Origin of the sequence: Ornithinibacillus sp. FSL M8-0202 (assembly GCF_037975285.1) — a bacterium.
Taxonomy (GTDB): Bacteria; Bacillota; Bacilli; order Bacillales; family Amphibacillaceae; genus Ornithinibacillus; species Ornithinibacillus massiliensis.
Map to the genome: position 1 here is coordinate 186,422 of NZ_CP150248.1, position 16,842 is coordinate 203,263.

The 16,842-nt window shown below is 37.3% G+C and carries 15 protein-coding genes; 11 read left to right on the forward strand and 4 right to left on the reverse strand.

Annotated elements, in window-relative coordinates; translation table 11 throughout:
- Positions 1–145 precede the first annotated feature (145 nt).
- The 3 genes from ltrA to fadH all read right to left on the reverse strand — a co-directional run bounded on the left by ltrA (position 146) and on the right by fadH (position 3,853).
- The gene (gene ltrA / locus MKY78_RS00950) at positions 146–1,468 is read right to left on the reverse strand and encodes a group II intron reverse transcriptase/maturase (protein WP_339212845.1); all 1,323 of its coding nucleotides are present in this window, start codon (positions 1,466–1,468) and stop codon (positions 146–148) included.
- 684 nt (positions 1,469–2,152) lie between these two features.
- Positions 2,153–2,608 (reverse strand): cyclic-di-AMP-binding protein CbpB, encoded by a 456-nt coding sequence (cbpB, locus tag MKY78_RS00955; protein WP_339215506.1) that lies wholly within the window; start codon positions 2,606–2,608, stop codon positions 2,153–2,155.
- Between the two features lie 477 nt (positions 2,609–3,085).
- Positions 3,086–3,853 carry a 2,4-dienoyl-CoA reductase gene (gene fadH, locus MKY78_RS00960; RefSeq protein WP_339215507.1) on the reverse strand — a complete coding sequence of 256 codons (768 nt, stop codon included), beginning with the start codon at positions 3,851–3,853 and terminating at the stop codon, positions 3,086–3,088.
- 232 nt (positions 3,854–4,085) lie between these two features.
- Here fadH and MKY78_RS00965 point away from each other — a divergent pair, with 232 nt between their 5' ends.
- The 7 genes from MKY78_RS00965 to MKY78_RS00995 all read left to right on the forward strand — a co-directional run bounded on the left by MKY78_RS00965 (position 4,086) and on the right by MKY78_RS00995 (position 11,083).
- Entirely contained in the window at positions 4,086–5,201 is a 1,116-nt protein-coding gene (locus tag MKY78_RS00965) for an IS4 family transposase (RefSeq protein WP_339213018.1), read from the forward strand.
- 214 nt (positions 5,202–5,415) lie between these two features.
- Positions 5,416–6,267, forward strand: coding sequence for a metallophosphoesterase (locus MKY78_RS00970; RefSeq protein ID WP_339215509.1), 852 nt, complete (start codon positions 5,416–5,418; stop codon positions 6,265–6,267).
- Positions 6,268–6,334: 67 nt separating this feature from the next.
- On the forward strand, positions 6,335–6,553 hold the full coding sequence (locus MKY78_RS00975) for a hypothetical protein (protein WP_339215510.1): 219 nt from the start codon (positions 6,335–6,337) through the stop codon (positions 6,551–6,553).
- Between the two features lie 267 nt (positions 6,554–6,820).
- Positions 6,821–7,405 carry an SCO family protein gene (locus MKY78_RS00980; protein WP_339215511.1) on the forward strand — a complete coding sequence of 195 codons (585 nt, stop codon included), beginning with the start codon at positions 6,821–6,823 and terminating at the stop codon, positions 7,403–7,405.
- A 100-nt stretch (positions 7,406–7,505) separates the two neighbouring features.
- The gene (locus tag MKY78_RS00985) at positions 7,506–7,976 is read left to right on the forward strand and encodes a YkyB family protein (protein ID WP_339215512.1); all 471 of its coding nucleotides are present in this window, start codon (positions 7,506–7,508) and stop codon (positions 7,974–7,976) included.
- A 1,020-nt stretch (positions 7,977–8,996) separates the two neighbouring features.
- Positions 8,997–9,893, forward strand: coding sequence for an EamA family transporter (locus tag MKY78_RS00990; RefSeq protein ID WP_339215513.1), 897 nt, complete (start codon positions 8,997–8,999; stop codon positions 9,891–9,893).
- Positions 9,894–9,919: 26 nt separating this feature from the next.
- Positions 9,920–11,083, forward strand: coding sequence for an aminotransferase A (locus tag MKY78_RS00995; protein ID WP_339215515.1), 1,164 nt, complete (start codon positions 9,920–9,922; stop codon positions 11,081–11,083).
- Between the two features lie 57 nt (positions 11,084–11,140).
- Here the strand turns inward: MKY78_RS00995 and MKY78_RS01000 are convergent, their stop codons facing one another.
- Positions 11,141–11,314: an aspartyl-phosphate phosphatase Spo0E family protein gene (locus tag MKY78_RS01000; RefSeq protein WP_186868519.1), complete on the reverse strand. Its 174-nt coding sequence runs from the start codon at positions 11,312–11,314 to the stop codon at positions 11,141–11,143.
- 172 nt (positions 11,315–11,486) lie between these two features.
- On the opposite strand from MKY78_RS01000, the gene lepB reads away from it, so the two are divergent.
- From lepB to MKY78_RS01020, 4 genes are all read left to right on the forward strand, one after another.
- Complete coding sequence (gene lepB, locus MKY78_RS01005; RefSeq protein ID WP_339215516.1) at positions 11,487–12,020, forward strand: signal peptidase I; 534 nt, start codon at positions 11,487–11,489, stop codon at positions 12,018–12,020.
- Between the two features lie 325 nt (positions 12,021–12,345).
- Positions 12,346–13,470 carry an IS4 family transposase gene (locus MKY78_RS01010; RefSeq protein WP_339214128.1) on the forward strand — a complete coding sequence of 375 codons (1,125 nt, stop codon included), beginning with the start codon at positions 12,346–12,348 and terminating at the stop codon, positions 13,468–13,470.
- 277 nt (positions 13,471–13,747) lie between these two features.
- Positions 13,748–14,917 carry a zinc ribbon domain-containing protein gene (locus MKY78_RS01015; RefSeq protein ID WP_339215517.1) on the forward strand — a complete coding sequence of 390 codons (1,170 nt, stop codon included), beginning with the start codon at positions 13,748–13,750 and terminating at the stop codon, positions 14,915–14,917.
- A 21-nt stretch (positions 14,918–14,938) separates the two neighbouring features.
- Positions 14,939–16,090 (forward strand): S1C family serine protease, encoded by a 1,152-nt coding sequence (locus tag MKY78_RS01020; protein WP_339215518.1) that lies wholly within the window; start codon positions 14,939–14,941, stop codon positions 16,088–16,090.
- The last annotated feature ends 752 nt before the right edge of the window (positions 16,091–16,842 follow it).

A 16,842-nucleotide genomic window follows, 5' to 3' on the forward strand; every position in this document is an offset into this window, starting at 1 on the left:
CACCTCCTAATTTTTCTAATTTTCACTTTAACAAACTGTTATCATTTGAGCAAATTTTAAATTTAAAATAGAGTAGGCGCATGAATCACTCATGCGCCTCTCGCAGTTCCGTACGTGCGGGTCATCGCATACGGCTCCTCCATGATTATTCCCTTTGGGAATGATGTTCATTGTAAATATCAACCAGAGAAACAAGACCAATTTCCACAAACTTTTTGTTTGGAATTGCTGTGTGTACTGGGGTTGATAAGGAACTTCTCCAATTGTACATTCGCAATTGTGGTAGTTCGCCTTTCCAGTTTCTTCTCCTCAGCTCTCTGTGGAGTTTCCTAATCTTTCTCCAACTTCTAAGTTGAACCATCCTTAGCCTTCTTCGAATCCATGAATCCAGTTCTTGGAATAAGGATTTGACATGTCCATGCCCAAAATAGTTTCCCCAACCTCGGAGATAGGTGTTCAGCCTTTTCCTAACTAAATCTTCAAGATTGACCGTTTGATTCTTCCTAGTAATTTCCTTTACCTTCGTTTTGAATTTCTTTAACGATTTAGATGATGGTTTCATCCATCTTCCTCTAGTGAATTCGTGTCCTAGAAATACAAATGGCTCTTCCAGATTGTTGACTATCTTCGTCTTTTCAGGGTGTACTATTAGACCTAATTCTGTCTCCAAGAATCGGATTACTGATTTTAATACTCTTTCAGCGCCTTTTCTTGATTTACAACATATTACGAAGTCATCGGCATATCTTGTAATTCGATGTCCTCTTTTTGTCATGACTTCATCAAGAGAATGAAGGTAGATATTGGCGAGAAGAGGGCTAATAACCCCACCTTGCGGGGTGCCCTTCTCATTCAAGTAAAAGCTTCCATCTTCCATAATTCCAGCTTCGAGGAAACTTTGGATTAAATTTAGAACACTGCCATCCACAATTTCTTCCCTTACCGCCTCTATCAGCCTATCTTGCGGTATGGTATCAAAGTATGATTTCAAATCAGCATCAATTACATATATGTAACCGTCGGTTAAGTCTTTCTGGATTTTTTCCAGTGCCATATGGGCACTACGTTTAGGTCTAAATCCAAAACTGCAATCCAAGAACTTTGCCTCGAAAATTGGTTCTATCACACGTCGCACAGATGCTTGGACAACTCGGTCTCGTACTGTTGGAATTCCTAAAGGTCTTTGAGAACCATCTGCCTTTGGAATGTAGACTCGTTTTACAGGCCTTGGTTTGTATGTCCTACTTAATAATTCCTGTTGAAGGATTTGTACATTATCCTCCACACCATATTCGAAGGCTCTAATATCCACGCCATCTATTCCCGCAGAACCTCGATTCCGTTTTACCTCCAGGAATGCTTCCTCCATATTAGGATATGCCCATATTTTATCCATAAGGCTATACCATTTCCTCTGGTGATTCCTAAATCCCTCACGAAAGTTACCTTTTCCTTCTTGCTCGTTCATGATTCGTATTCCTTCCCTTTGGTATCCACGATTTTCTAGTCATTTAAGACAATGTTCGTTTCACCCATAAGTTACTCCGCCCCAGACGGTCTACCCTTCTGTTCGACCTCAGTTCTTCGGCTACCTACCTCACTGACTTCTGTCTGGCTCATGACAGCTTCCTAAGTTGGTTGACTTTTCTTCCATGGGCAGACGGGCTTCGCACCAATTCTCCACCTTTTGGGTGAAAGATTGCTTCTGTAACTCTGTACAGAATCTCTCGCCTTTGCGACCTTTCTGGCGAGATTAATCACTACTATCCCCTGCTCTGACTTCTTACCACCCATAATCCCAGCTTGTCCCTCACGGACTTGTCTGGGGGTTACCACCAAGTGGAGACGATAAGACCTCCTTGGGTCACGTCACCGAACTTTCCTCTGAACCCAGTCCTCATAACTTATAGAATCCTGTTGTGGGATTGGACACTCCCTTCTTTTGCAGGGTTATCCGATTCTATCAGCCAACATGGTTATTGTCGCCTGTTCCAGAGTTTGCCTTCAAGCCCTCCGCACATTCCCTCACGAGCATGCACTGCCTGTCAGCTATACACTTCCGCCACTACGGCGTGTTTGGGACTTTCACCCTTAAGTTCGGAGCGCTGCCAAGCGCACAAAAGTTCCTTTGCAGTTTTGCAAAGGAACCGTATTAACGACCTTGTTTGTTTTTTCCTGAATAAATATCTTTTCGTATTTCTTTCAAAATAGCTCTTCTTGTTAGTATGCCATCAAAATATCCTTCTCCATCCACAACACAGACAAACGGATAATCAATTAATGCCTTCAGCCCATCAACTAATGTATCCTCTTTTAACACCCTAGGAACGTCTGTTACCATGACATCTTTAACTTGCAAATCTGTTAATCGATCAATTTCAAAACGTTCTAGTCCTAATATTTCATTTAATATCTTTGTCTTACCAATTGTACCTTCCAGTTTATATGTGGAATCCAATACTGGGACTGCAGAATATCCAGATTTGACTAAGACTAATAGAGCATGTTCCAATGGATTATTCACTTGCACATGAGCCACTTTTTCAGAAGGTATCATCATATCTGCAATCGTTAATGCTGTTAATTCTTGATCTTGCAACAAACTCATTGTACCCACTCCTTAAAAAACTATAGTGCAATTTCAATTGCGAAGGGGCTTTCATTCCTTATCCTACTATAATGTAATCATCACCTACATTAATTGTAACATACTATAAGTTGTTTTAGCATGTACAACATAACTCATTTCACAAAAAATTAACGCTATAATAGCATTAACAACGTACCTCTTTGAAAAATACTATGTAGCGAATGACTCTCACGATAACAATATTCGAAAAAACGTCGAATACTATCATGTAAATAGATAGGATAGCGTACTTAAATCCAGAGGAAAGATAGGAGAGGCTTAAGAACCCCGGAAGCGAAAAGTATAAAAGTGATTCCCTAATCCCATGATGACGACAGGGGAACCACTCCAGTATATAATAAAACAGTTCGTCTCTTTATTGAAAATAACACCTATTTCTCCGGGGCACTTCTAATATACTTTCGTTTACTAGTTTATCTTCATTCAATCACTTTATTAAAAAGGAAATTTATTTAACCACTGTCCCCCATCCATGGTCACGACCTCACCATTTATATACGACGCCTTTTCTGACAATAGAAAAAATGCTAATTCAGCAATTTCTTCAGGCTTACCTAATCGTTTTAACGGAACAGATTCCAACGTACGCTTTGCTGCTTCTTCGGATAAGAACAACTTTTCAGCTCCACCAGTTCGCTCTATTGGCCCTGGAGCGATAGCGTTTACACGAATCCCATATTTTGTTCCCCATTCAACTGCCAATGTTCTTGTCATATTTAGTACACCTGCTTTGGCTGCTGAGGAATGGATGACACCCGCTCCGGCATTCCATGCATAAGTTGCTACCATATTAAGAATGGAACCGTTTATTTTATTTTCGATCCAGTACTTTCCTACCTCACGACTGCAATAGAATGTCCCGTTTAAGACAATATCTATTACCGCATTCCAACCATTGATAGACAGTTCTTCAGCTGGAGCGATAAAATTACCAGCAGCATTATTTACTAAATGATCTACTCGTCCAAAATGAAGTACCGTATCCCTTACCATTCGTTCTACATCTTCAGGGCGCCGTACATCCATTGGAACAACTAGAACTTCCCCTTTTGCAGTTTCTGTTAATTCTTCCCGAACGATTTCAAGCTTCTCTTTCGTTCTACCTGTTAGGACAACATTTAACCCCTCATCTGCAAACTTTTTTGCCATATACTTACCCATACCACTTGAGCTACCTGTTACGATTACCGTTTTCGTTTCCAATTTTACTCCCCCTAACTTCATCCTTTATCTCCATATTATTTCTATTTATCAAAAAAGTCAAAATACCATTTTTTGTATTATCATGTCACACCACTAGCGTTGCATTAAATTAATTTTATTATTAAAAATACTCGAAATGTTCAATTTTATTGTTTTGCGCAAAGAAAAAGTCCTTTATAATGGATAAGTCAGGTGGTAAACCCGTCCAAATCCACTAAAAAGGACAAATCTCATGGACAAGATTACACGAAAAACTTCATTTGGACAATGGTTTTCACCAATTAATTTTCAATTATTTGAAGAACAGGTGAAAACATTGAAATTAGATTTCTATACGAAAAAATTAACGACAGAGTCGTTCCTAAAGTTACTGCTTTTTGCACAGCTACAGGAAGTCGAGAGTCTTCATGCACTAAGTGACTGCCTCTTCGATGACAAGCTTCAAAGGGCTATCGACCTTGATTCTATTAGTATTTCTCAGTTATCACGACGATTAAATGGGCTGAATCCCGACCTTTTCCAAAGACTGTTTCTCGATTTAGTATCACAAATTCATGCCAAAACGCATTATACGAAACTTGTAATGCCATTAAAAATTATTGATTCTAGCACTTTGCCACTGAATTTGACGAATCATAAATGGGCAAAATTCCGCAAAACAAAGGCAGGAGTGAAACTGCATCTGCGTCTTGTATTTATGGAAAAAGGCACTTCTTACCCAGAAAAAGCCGTAATGACAACTGCAAAAGAACATGACCGAGGCCAGCTTGAAATTATGGTAGATGACAAAGAATGCATGTATGTGTTCGACCGTGGTTACTTAGACTACGAACGTTTTGACCGCATGACCGACGAGGGCTACTTTTTCCTTTCAAGGCTGCGGAAAAACGCAGTCATACGGGAAGTTTACAACTTTAAGTTGCCCGAAAATATGCCTGTTTTATCAGACCAAATGGTCTTAATTGGTACTACACAAAACCGTGCTGAAAATTATTTTCGCCTGATAAAGGTCTTGGATTCAAAGGGAAATGAACTCCATTTAATTACAAATCGTTTTGATTTAAGTGCCGAAGAGATTTCAGAAATGTACAAATCACGCTGGGCAATTGAATTGTTCTTCAAATGGATCAAACAACATCTCAGCATTAAGAAGTTTTACGGTCAGAGCGAATGGGCGATTCAAAACCAAGTATTTATCGCACTTATTGTTTTTTGCCTTCATGTTCTTGTGCAAATTGAAACAAAAAGCAAGCGAAAAACGCTACAAATTAGCCGTTATTTAAGGGCTGCATTATGGAAACCAGCGCATATTTGGCTTCGAAAGATTGAAGGCAAATCCGTCCCTTAATAAGCAAATTGTCGTTGTCACACAGGTCTAATTGTAAATTATTTCCAAATGGATGGAGCCACCTTTAATTCGGTATTTACTTTTTTGGCTCTAAACAGAAGATATAATAAAACTGAAAATTACGACATTATTTTTGCAACACTAGTGATGTCACACGTATTTTTGGAATAGGTATGTTATAATTTAAAAACATTATGTTCACGAAGGTGAAAGTATGAATAGAAGATCATTTATAAAAAAATTATTGGCTGGTTCCCTTGCATTTTTTGGAATTAGTGGAGGTACATATTATTACGCAAGAAATATTGAACCGGCATTGCTTACCTTACATAGAGAAACCATCCAATCCAAAAAAATACCGTCCTCATTTGATGGATTTAAAATCATTCAATTTTCCGATACGCACATTGGATTTCATTATACGCTAGATCAATTTCAAGAGCTGGTGAAGAAAATAAATGCTTTAGAACCCGATTTAATTGTTTTTACCGGTGATTTAGTAGATAAACCAGATCAATATAATTGGAATCCAAGACTTACTAAGTTATTAGGTTCATTACATGCACCGAAGGGTAAGTTCTGGATATACGGGAATCACGATCATGGTGGTTACGGGACAGAAATTGTAAAAGAAGTAATGGGACAAGCTGACTTTCAATTATTAAAAAATAGTCACCATACCATCGAACAGCAGGTTGACCGAATTCTTATCGCTGGTATCGATGACGTTATGCTTGGTCAGCCAAATCTTTCTAAAACATTAGAAAATACCAATCCTGATTTATTTACGATTCTTCTAGCCCACGAGCCTGATTTTGCAGATAAATCAATGGAATTCCCTGTCGATGTTCAACTGTCAGGTCATAGTCATGGCGGACAGGTTAGACTTCCTTTTGTTGGTCATCTTTATACACCGTTATATGCGGAGAAATATGTAGAAGGAAAATATACATTTGAATCTAGTAATCTCGACTTATATGTAAGTAGAGGCATTGGTACAACCAGACTACCTTACCGGTTCCTTTGCAAACCAGAAATCACGTTGTTTACGTTAAAAACACAATAACCAGGCTCTTTCATACGGACAAATGCATACATTGTTATTAGTCCATTGATGAAAGGGAGCGTTATAGATGACTACTCCATCTCCATATCTTGAGTATTATACTGTAAATAATACAAACCAACCTGATGAACGATTTTTTCCAATTGTTCCATTTCTAACCGGTTTAGTAGTAGGCCCTTTATTATATCAAGCATTCAATCCATATTACGGTTATCCATATCCTGTACCATACCCAGTACCTATTCCTTATTATAATAGTTATGGCTATGGTACAAGTTATTACTAGCTTCAACTAAAACAGATGAATTGGGCTTACTGATGACCGTACCCACACTTGGTGGCTAGAATCAAATATTGCTATGACAAGCTGGTTATGAACTATTGAGAACATAAGAAATTTCATTAGAAGTCCTACATCCAGTATAGAGCAGCAAGTATTCTAGCCACTCCATTGCATCCTCATACTAGCTGTAACAGTTTATTCATAGTTTTCTTCACCTTTCCATGTTAGAATAAATGAAGATTGAATATACATACAGTGGAGGATTATTACATGTTAAAAAAAATTCCCTTGTTCGTTCTATTTGGTTCTATTCTCTTGTTAGCTGCATGTGGCGGCAAACCTGAAGGTGATTTCTCGATAGACGTAAAGGACTTTACCTACACAAACCAAGATGGTGAACAAGTAAGCAAAAGCGATTTGGAAGGTAAGATCTGGATTGCCGATTTCATTTATACAACCTGCTTAACTGAATGTCCTCAAATGACCTATAACAAGCAAAGAATTGAAAAGGCTTTAAAAGAAGAAGGTATTGAGGATGTTGAATTTGTTTCCTTCAGTATCGATCCCGAAGTTGATACACCTGAAGTACTAAAGGAATATGGAGAAGTCCGGGGAATTGATTTCACAAATGGTAATTGGACGTTTTTAACCGGTTATGATTATGATACGATTAGGGAATTTGCCGTTTCTTCTTTTAAAACAGTTGCTGAGGATATGAATGATGGTACATATGCACATGGTGTGTCACTAACTATTGTAACTCCCGAAGGAAAAGCTATTAAACAATATAATGGAATGTATTTAAATGAAGACAAAATTAAAGAAGTTGTTGAATTCATTAAGAGCATGTTATAAGAAGCCGAGACCCGGCTTCTTCATTTATTAATTGAAAGTGGACAAGCTTTACGATACTATAAAAAGAAATACAAGAGGAAGATGGAAAGGAGGTTTGTCGATGCCAAGTAGTGAAACGGTTTCTTTACGTGATTTGGCCAGAGCTATTTATACGGTTAATCGTCATGCCAAAACTGCTCCCGAACCACAACATCTATACTTCATTAAGAAAGAAACCATTAAACAATTATTAAAGGAAAAACGGGCAAAAAAAATCGGGTTGCATTTCTCCGATCATCCCAAACTTAGTAACCAGCATTCTACCCTCTTAGTTCAGGTGGATGACTATTACTTTCATATCCCTCCAACGAAGGAAGACTTCCAGGAACTTAAACATTTAGGATCACTCGATCAAAATTATCGAAATCCCCAAACAAAAATGTCTTTATCACAAGCAAAAAAAATAATCTATCAATATATTGACTATAAACCAGTTAATCATAAGCCAAAAAGAAAACAATACCATTCTTCCTACTTTACACCATCTTCTTTAGGTAAAATGGAATGGCCGCCTAAGAAAAACTTTCGATAAGTTTATAACATCCTAAGTGGAATAAACACAGCAATCCTCATTGTGAGAACTATGAGGATTTTTCGTTTCGTTGGGTTTAGGTTAACTTTTAGAAAATATGATTTGGTAAAAGAATTTATTCTTTACGAGCAGGTTATATTAAATTTCGCGCGGCTTTATTTCCCTTTCGCGCGAGAGTTGCTATTTTTCGCGCGACACGATTCCATTTCGCCATTCTCGCGCGTTTTTGCTTCTTCCTCGCGCGATTTCTATCTCCCGTCGCGCGTTTTCTCTTCTCCCCCGCGCGATTTCTACCTCTTGTCGCGCGTTTTTTCTTACCCCCCGCGCGATTTCTGCCTCCTGTCGCGCGTTTTTTCTTACCCCGCGCGATTTCTGCCTCCTGTCGCGCGTTTTTGCTTCTCCCCCGCGCGATTTCGCCTCCTATCGCCTATTGCTCTACTTCCCGTTCGACATCCTCCAACGCACGCTCGGATATAGTACTCCCTACGTAACACGAAGGAGCTCCACCTCTCCTATACTTTCTTCCTCCTCTGTTTCATTCTCTTAAATAAATGTATTACACATAACACTAGACCGAACATTGCTAATACTTGTAAGGAGATTTTAAATAATTCATAAGTTAACATTTCGATATCGCCTATCCATAACACCACTGTAAAGAAAATGACGATAAATGCTAGACCGCTCAGTATGTAATTTAATAGCCTTTCAGATTTTAATGATATGAGAATTAAAGCAATTGGTCGTATGATAAAATAACAACCTAGAATTCCCAAAAAAATGAACAGCGTAAAAAAAGTCTCTTCTGATATTCCTAAAGATTGTAATTGTGATATATTAATCCAATTTATTCCCCAAATATATTCCTTCAACATCTACCATTCACCTCTGCACCTTCTACTATTATCCATTCTAAACGAACGATAAGAAAACTATACTCCCCTTCTCTTATTTAGCTTATTTTTCACTAAATTTGCTATAATTGATATAGTAATGAATCATGTAGAGGTGGTATGATGGTTGAATAAAGCAGCTATATGGATAATAGTAGGCGCAGCATTATGGGGGACCATTGGTTGGTTTGTAAAGAATTTATATACATACGGTTTTACACCAATGGAAGTTGTCACACTTCGAGTAACATCAACTGCTATTCTTTTAGTAAGTTATTTATTATATCATTCTCCTAAAGCATTAAAGCTACATTCTTTTTCAGATGTAAAGTACTTCATCGGTACAGGGATTTTTAGTATTATATTTTTTAATTACTGTATGTTTATGGCCATTGATTTATCTACCATTCCAATTGCTACAGCTTTACTTTATACGGCTCCTGCCTTTGTTTCCATCCTATCTTTTTTCTTGTTCAAGGAAACTTTCACAAGTAGAAAAGTACTTTCCCTGATGGGCACTATCGCTGGAACAAGCTTCGTAGTCGGGCTGTTACCTAGCAATTTAAGTACCATCCCATATCAAAGTATTCTGTTTGGAGTTGGTTCTGGTTTTGGATATGCTTTATATAGTATCTTTAGCAAATACGCCTTAAACAAATATACTAGTCTAAGCATAACAGCCTTTACATTTATTGTTGCTACCGTTACATTATTACCGTTCTTTCCCTATAGTGAAAAGCTAACAATATTAACGGAACCGGCGGTACTTTTTTATGCATTTGGACTAGGACTTTTCCCTACGGCTATTGCGTATATTGTCTATACATACGGCTTGAAAAAAACCGAAGCATCTAAGGCATCTATTCTATCAACCATTGAGCCGGTAGTTGCAACTTTTATCGGCATTTTAGTATTTCATGAATCGTTTACATTTGTACAGATGTTAGGTATGGCGCTTATTATAGGTTCGGTTATTCTCATGCAAACCAAACCAAACCAAGAAAATCTTTACAAACTTAACTAATCATTAAACAACTTGGAGGAAAGACCATGGAGCATTTATTAAATCAACAAGTTAAAACGATAGAAATATCTGGAATACGAAAGTTCTTTAACATGGTAACAGATGTGGAGGATGTAGTGTCACTTACGATTGGGCAACCAGACTTCTATACCCCTGAACATATCAAGGAAGCTTCTATTGAAGCAGTAAAAGCGAATAAAACGACCTACACGAGTAATGCTGGCATTATCGATTTAAGAAGAGCAATAGCGCATTATTATGAAACGAATTATCACGTTAGCTTCCATCCCGAAGATGAAATCATTGTCACTACAGGAGCTTCCCAAGGGATAGATATAGTGTTTCGAACTATTTTAAATCCTGGTGACGAGGTAATACTCCCTGCCCCCATCTATCCTGGTTATGAACCACTGATTACATTGGCAGGAGCGAAAACCGTTCATGTTGATACTTCTAACCACCAATTTAAAATGACGAAGGAGCTGCTAAAGCAGGCTATAACAGATAACACAAAATGTATCGTTCTCCCCTATCCATCTAATCCTACTGGAGTCTCTTTAACTCATTCGGAATTAAAAGAGCTCGTAGAAGTATTAAAAGACAAGAATATATTTATACTAGCTGATGAGATATATAGTGAATTAGTTTATGATTTTGACCATACATCTATTGCAAGCTTTCAAGAGGTTGCAAATCGTACAATCGTTATTAACGGCGTTTCCAAATCTCACTCGATGACTGGATTTAGGATAGGTTATGTTCTTGCACCGAGATGGCTTACTGCACATCTATTAAAAGTGCATCAATACAATGTTGCATGCGCCTCTTCTATCAGTCAATATGCAGCCTTGGAGGCCTTAACACACGGACTTGACGATCCGCAAAAAATGAAAGAAGTTTATGAGAAAAGAAGAGATTATGTATACGATCGTTTTACTAATATGGGGATTTCTGTTAACAAACCGAACGGAGCATTCTATTTATTTCCGAAGATTTCAAAGCCTGGTATGTCCTCCTTGGAATTAGGAGTAGACTTAGTTAGAAAAGGGAAGGTAGCATTAGTACCAGGTGGAAGTTTTTCAGAGTATGGAGAGCAGTATATGAGGTTATCTTACGCCTATGATTTCACCACTTTAGAAAAAGGCCTCAACCGTCTTGAGGAGTATTTTCATCGACATGGTAAAGGCTAAGTTTAGATGGGATATTCATCACTTAGGATATCCCTCCTACTAGTAGCCACTTTATCCTTATCTGGTCATATTCTTTTCATTTTTCACTTTTTCATAGATATTTAATAATCGATCTAGCTCTTGACTGAGTGCTATTGATTCTAAACTTGTTATTCCTTGCGTTAAGGCAACAGAACTCATTTTATTACGTAACTTTTCTATTTCTTTTAGGAGCTTGTCTGTTTCACACAAAATTAACAAAACCTCCTTTTCTATTTCTATTAATTTAGCATAAATAGGCTTTTTTTAACAATGAAATACCAACGCTTTTTTCAAGTAACAAAAATTTACACTGATTCACCTATATTCTTGTTATAATAAATATAGCTGAATTACATAATAGAACTTTTTATAGTTGAAAGGAATGTCTTCTTTGACCGAAGTAAAACAAAAAAATGAATGGAAAGAATGGGGTAAAGCAATATTTATTGCCATTGTCCTAGCCTTTCTATTACGCACATTTGTATTCGCGACTTCCATTGTAGAAGGTGATAGTATGGACCCTACGCTTCAAGATGGAGAGCGTGTTATATTTAATAAATTCGTTTATTTGATTAATGAACCAAATCGTGGAGACATTGTAATTATTCATCGTCCTGAGAAGAATTACGTAAAAAGAATTATAGGGTTACCTGGTGAAACAATTGAGATTAAGGACCATAAATTATATATCAATAATGAGCTTCATGATCAAACATTTTTAACAGAGGATGCTAAGAATCATACAGGTAATTATGGTCCAATAACAGTTCCAAAAGGAAGATACTTTGTTATGGGGGATAACCGGTCCATCAGTAAAGATTCCAGAAATGGGCTTGGATTTATTATGGAAGATGAAATTATCGGTAGATCTGAGTTTATCTTTTATCCTTTTAATGAAATAGCGAAAACACGATAAACTATTATGAAGTATGGAAGGTTGTCTTTTTAGTACATGTACTAAAAAGACAACCTATTTTTTGTTTATTATTTCTCGTTATCTAATATACAGCTTCCAATAAAGTACAATAAAATAACAAAACAAAATATACCAAAGTATGTTTCAAACATGGTGAACACCTCCTAGAATTTATTATATGTATTATTTCACTAGCGTCGCATTAAAATAATTTGCAAACATATAAAAATTAAAATATTCTGATATATTGTTTATTCATAAAAAAATCCTTTATAATGGTTGGATGGTAGTAAACCGATCCAAATCCAAAATAAAGGACAAACACATGGATAAGTTTACTCGAAAAACATCATTTGAACAATGGTTTTCGCTTATTTCATCTGACTTTTTACAGGAACAAGTGGAAAACTATCAATTAGATTACTATACGAAAAAGCTTTATACCCAATCTTTCTTGAAATTATTGTTGTATGCACAGCTTCATGAAACGGAAAGTTTACGCGCTTTAAGCGATTGTGTCTTCTCGGAAGATTTACAAGATGCCACCAATTTGGAGGCCATTAGCTTCTCCCAATTAGGAAGGAGACTCAATCAAATTCCGACAGATTTTTTTCAAGCCATTTTTCTTCGATTGGTAGCGCAAATTCACGACAAATCTGACTTTCAAACCAGACGAAAAAGGACAACACCACTCAAAATCATCGATTCAAGTACCTTACCGTTAAGCTTGAATAACCACCGTTGGGCAAACTTCCGTAAAACAAAGGCCGGTGTCAAACTCCATTTGCGTCTTGTTTTTATGGAAAAAGGTTGTTCCTATCCCGATGAAGCCAAGCTCACGAATGCGAAAGAACACGATCGAGGTCAACTCGAAGTATTGGTTGACGATAAAGAATGTATGTATGTGTTTGATCGAGGCTATTTGGATTACGAACGGTTTGATCGTATGACAGACGACGGTTACTTTTTCGTCTCACGCTTGCGCAAAAATGCGGTCACTCGTACATTAGAAACCTGCTCTTTACCAGAAGATTCGTCTGTTTTATCCGATGAAATAGTAGTGATTGGTACGACACAAAATCGTTCAGAGAATGTATTTAGACTGTTGAAAGTGATGGATACCAAAGGAAATGAGTTGCATTTACTGACTAATCGCTTTGATTTAGGTGCAGATGAAATCGCAGAACTGTATAAATCTCGCTGGGCGATCGAACTATTTTTCAAGTGGATGAAACAGCACTTAAATATTAAAAAGTTTTATGGTCAGAGTGAACAAGCTGTACATAATCAAGTCTACATCGCGATGATCGTGTACTGTTTAAACGTGTTGATACAACTCGAAACCAATAGTCAACGCACCTATTTACAGATCAGTCGCTATTTAAAGGCTGTCTTGTGGCAATCTGCGCATATATGGATACGCAAGATCGAGGGAAAAAGTGTTCCATAAAGCAATTGGTTGTCGTTGATACTTAGTTAAGACGTTATAGTAAAAAAATGGATGTTTACTACTTTTGCTTAGTTGTCTTTCTTTTTCATCAAAAAAGAAGAGAATAATAACCGGAAAATTCAGACATTATTTATGCAACGCTAGTGGTATTATTTCACTATTATAAAAATACACTAGCCTTTTATATCATACCACATATGCCCCCCAATTAAAGAGAAATGTGATAAGATATATGTAAAAATAATGACGAAGTTAATCGAATTAAAACAGAAAGCAGGTGAATATTTTGTTGCATTGCCCAAAATGTGGCTCCATTGTAAAAGAAGAGGAATTGTATTGTGTAAGCTGTGGTGTAGAGTTACCAAAAGATATTCACTTACGTTCGATAAATAATAAGAAATTCAATAAAAGTTGGTTTATACCAATCATAACCATCATCATCATGTTATTAGCCAATAATCTTTTTTATCATTTTCTACAAAATCAATCCTCACAAGCAATGAAGCATTACGAGCATGGAGCGAAAAGTCTTGAAGCCGGAGACTATGAAGCAGCAAACAAGTATTTTACACTAGCATTGAAAGAGAAACCAAATTTCAATCAAGGTGAGGTTGCATTAGAGTTTATCCAAAAAACATCCGATATTACGTCTTTATTAGAGGAAGCTAATCAGGAATTAGAAAACAATGAATTTCAATCTGCACTTACTTTAATTAGTCAAGCTGAATCATCTTTAACCAACTTCAATGGAACAGCAACCACTGATCTAGTAAATGAGATAGTATCTTTTCGTGATCATGTTAAAATCGAACAACTGAAAAGCATATTAAATCAAAATCCATCTGTCGATGAGTTAAAGGTATTACTTTGGGAAGCAGATGCGATAAAAAACAATGAAGCAACCGAAATCACTGACAGTATCCGGAATCAAATCGTTGAATTTATTTTCACAGAAGCAAGTAAACAACTAAGCGATAATCAGTTCAGTGATGCTTTATTTATAGTGGAAGACGGGTTAAAGTATGCCCCAAATTCGGAAAAGCTCCAAAGTCTTAAAACAACCATAGAAAAAGAGAAGGTTTCATTTGAGGTTACACAACAGCAGCGCATTCAACAAGCTATCGATACAGCTGAAGAGGAACGAGAAATGAACGAAACAGATGCTATTGAATTAACATCGATTAAGCTTGCAAATGATAACCAGGGGAACTTAGTAGTTAAAGGTGAAGTAACGAGTGTGGCGACTATTCCAATTAGTTCCATTCAAGTTGAATATTCTCTATTGACGAAGGATACAGAATTTCTTTCGAATAGTGTTTACGTTTATCCAGATACTCTATACCCTAATGAAAATGGAAAATTTGAATTTACCCATTATGATATTGGTAAGGATGTTAAGAAATTTGATGTCAAGGTATCCAAAATCACCTGGTATACAAATTATTAAGTACTCTATTGGAGTGAAACTATGTTACAAAATAAAAAAAATTTACCGATAATCATAACGATCATTATCATCCTTATTGGTATTGCTACATCTATTTACCTATATATATCTTGGCAGTCAGAGCCATTAGTAATAAATAATCCTGCCATCAGCAAGGTGCAAACCGACGATGAAACGGTTGACTTAAAAACCATCATTCACGAGGCAGAAAAAAACGTCGTCCAAATTGAAGCTAAGAATGACTCCCAAACTTTAACTGGTTCAGGATTTCTTTATAATGAAAAAGGCGATATCATAACAAATGCACACGTTATTAAGCAGGCAGAGACGATTTATGTCCGAACCGCCAATGCCCGTGTCTACCCTGCTGCTGTTATTGGAATTGGCGAAGAAACTGATATAGCGGTTATACGTGTACCTCAGTTAGCTGGGGAAAAAGGTCTTTCTATAGAAAGAGATCAATTAGCTGAACTAGGTGATGAAGTAATCGCGTTAGGTAGCCCTCACGGATTTCAAAATACGGTGACACTTGGAATTATCTCAGGTAGTGAACGTAACTTCTATGTAGAAGGTTACGATTATAAAAATGCCTATCAAATCTCTGCTCCGATCACACATGGTAATAGTGGCGGTCCCTTAATTAATCGCAACAGTGGTAAAGTGATTGGAATAAACTCTGTTGGAACCGAAGACGGAAGTATCGGCTTTAGTATTCCTATTGTTGATGTCATTCAAGAGATTGAAGGCTGGTCAAAGGAAGCTCAAAATAGTGAATTGACCTATACAAGTACAGAGGATTTACTTAATTCAATTGATCCCGAGCAAATGAAGCAGGATGCGGAATATGTAATGGAGTACTTTATCGATAGTATTACGATTCGTGATTATGTCGCTGCATATTCACTACTCGGTGAATCCATTCAATCTACAACCTCTTACGCTAGTTTTCGTGAAGATTATATCCAAGTAGTAGATGTTAACTATTCCCACCAGTCGACTTCTATTTTGGATAGCAATCATGCATCCGTTCTAGTAGATGTTACATTAACTAAAAATAAACCAAACGAAGAGGAACAGCTAGAAGAACAAATCCAATATGAATTTATCATCGGGTATGAAAATGACCAGTTGAAGATTATTGGTATCAACTATCAAGAACAAAATCCATCATAACGAACTCATTCACCCATATTCTCGCGATTGTGTTCGTTTGCTCTTATGATGAGCTTTTGAGGCTTTTGAGGCTTTAGACAAAACTATCTCAAAGTAAAAACCGAATGATGAGCTACGACCACGCTCCGGAAATATACTTGCGGTTGCTTCCAGTACAGGGGTGACATCTGCTCGAAAAGACCATCGCAGTGTCTATCATGCACTTTATCACAGCATAAGTGCGACATCTGCTCGAAAAGACCTCGCAGTGTCTTCTTTACCGCCGGGCGGCTGCCTTAGCCTCCTCGTGCTACTTCTTTAGGGATCTCACCTATGCCTATTCTCCCGCAGGAGTCTACGTATATTTCCGGAGCTAATATTTCCGGAGCTAGTATCGTATATCATTCGGTTTTACATTTATTTCTTTTAGTTGTTTATTGCGGATGAATTGAGCCGCTTATGCGTAATTTTGAGCCACCGAATGCGGAACATTGAGCCACCATTTGCGGTGCGAGAGCCACTAATAGTACAACTAATCTTAAATTATAGAGTCAGAGCCATAGCGGAGCTACTTGCCATTGACTGTAACGCCCGTTTCTTTGCTTTTGCTGGAAGGGGGCGGGGCCCCCACCAGCGAATGCTTAGAATCGGCTTGTCCGTGTTATCATACTTTAGCAGGTGTGCCTCTTTGGCATTATTTGTGACAAACCTGCAATTGTTCCTCAAAACGGACAAAAGTTAAGTCAATGGTGGCGGACTACAGTACCTATGCT

Bases quoted from the DNA above. Each gene is read 5' to 3' on its own strand.
- ltrA (WP_339212845.1), bottom strand. From the start codon at position 1,468: ATGAACGAGCAAGAAGGAAAAGGTAACTTTCGTGAGGGATTTAGGAAT.
- cbpB (WP_339215506.1), bottom strand. From the start codon at position 2,608: ATGAGTTTGTTGCAAGATCAAGAATTAACAGCATTAACGATTGCAGAT.
- MKY78_RS00965 (WP_339213018.1), top strand. From the start codon at position 4,086: ATGGACAAGATTACACGAAAAACTTCATTTGGACAATGGTTTTCACCA.
- MKY78_RS00970 (WP_339215509.1), top strand. From the start codon at position 5,416: ATGAATAGAAGATCATTTATAAAAAAATTATTGGCTGGTTCCCTTGCA.
- MKY78_RS00975 (WP_339215510.1), top strand. From the start codon at position 6,335: ATGACTACTCCATCTCCATATCTTGAGTATTATACTGTAAATAATACA.
- MKY78_RS00980 (WP_339215511.1), top strand. From the start codon at position 6,821: ATGTTAAAAAAAATTCCCTTGTTCGTTCTATTTGGTTCTATTCTCTTG.
- MKY78_RS00985 (WP_339215512.1), top strand. From the start codon at position 7,506: ATGCCAAGTAGTGAAACGGTTTCTTTACGTGATTTGGCCAGAGCTATT.
- MKY78_RS00995 (WP_339215515.1), top strand. From the start codon at position 9,920: ATGGAGCATTTATTAAATCAACAAGTTAAAACGATAGAAATATCTGGA.
- lepB (WP_339215516.1), top strand. From the start codon at position 11,487: ATGTCTTCTTTGACCGAAGTAAAACAAAAAAATGAATGGAAAGAATGG.
- MKY78_RS01010 (WP_339214128.1), top strand. From the start codon at position 12,346: ATGGATAAGTTTACTCGAAAAACATCATTTGAACAATGGTTTTCGCTT.
- MKY78_RS01020 (WP_339215518.1), top strand. From the start codon at position 14,939: ATGTTACAAAATAAAAAAAATTTACCGATAATCATAACGATCATTATC.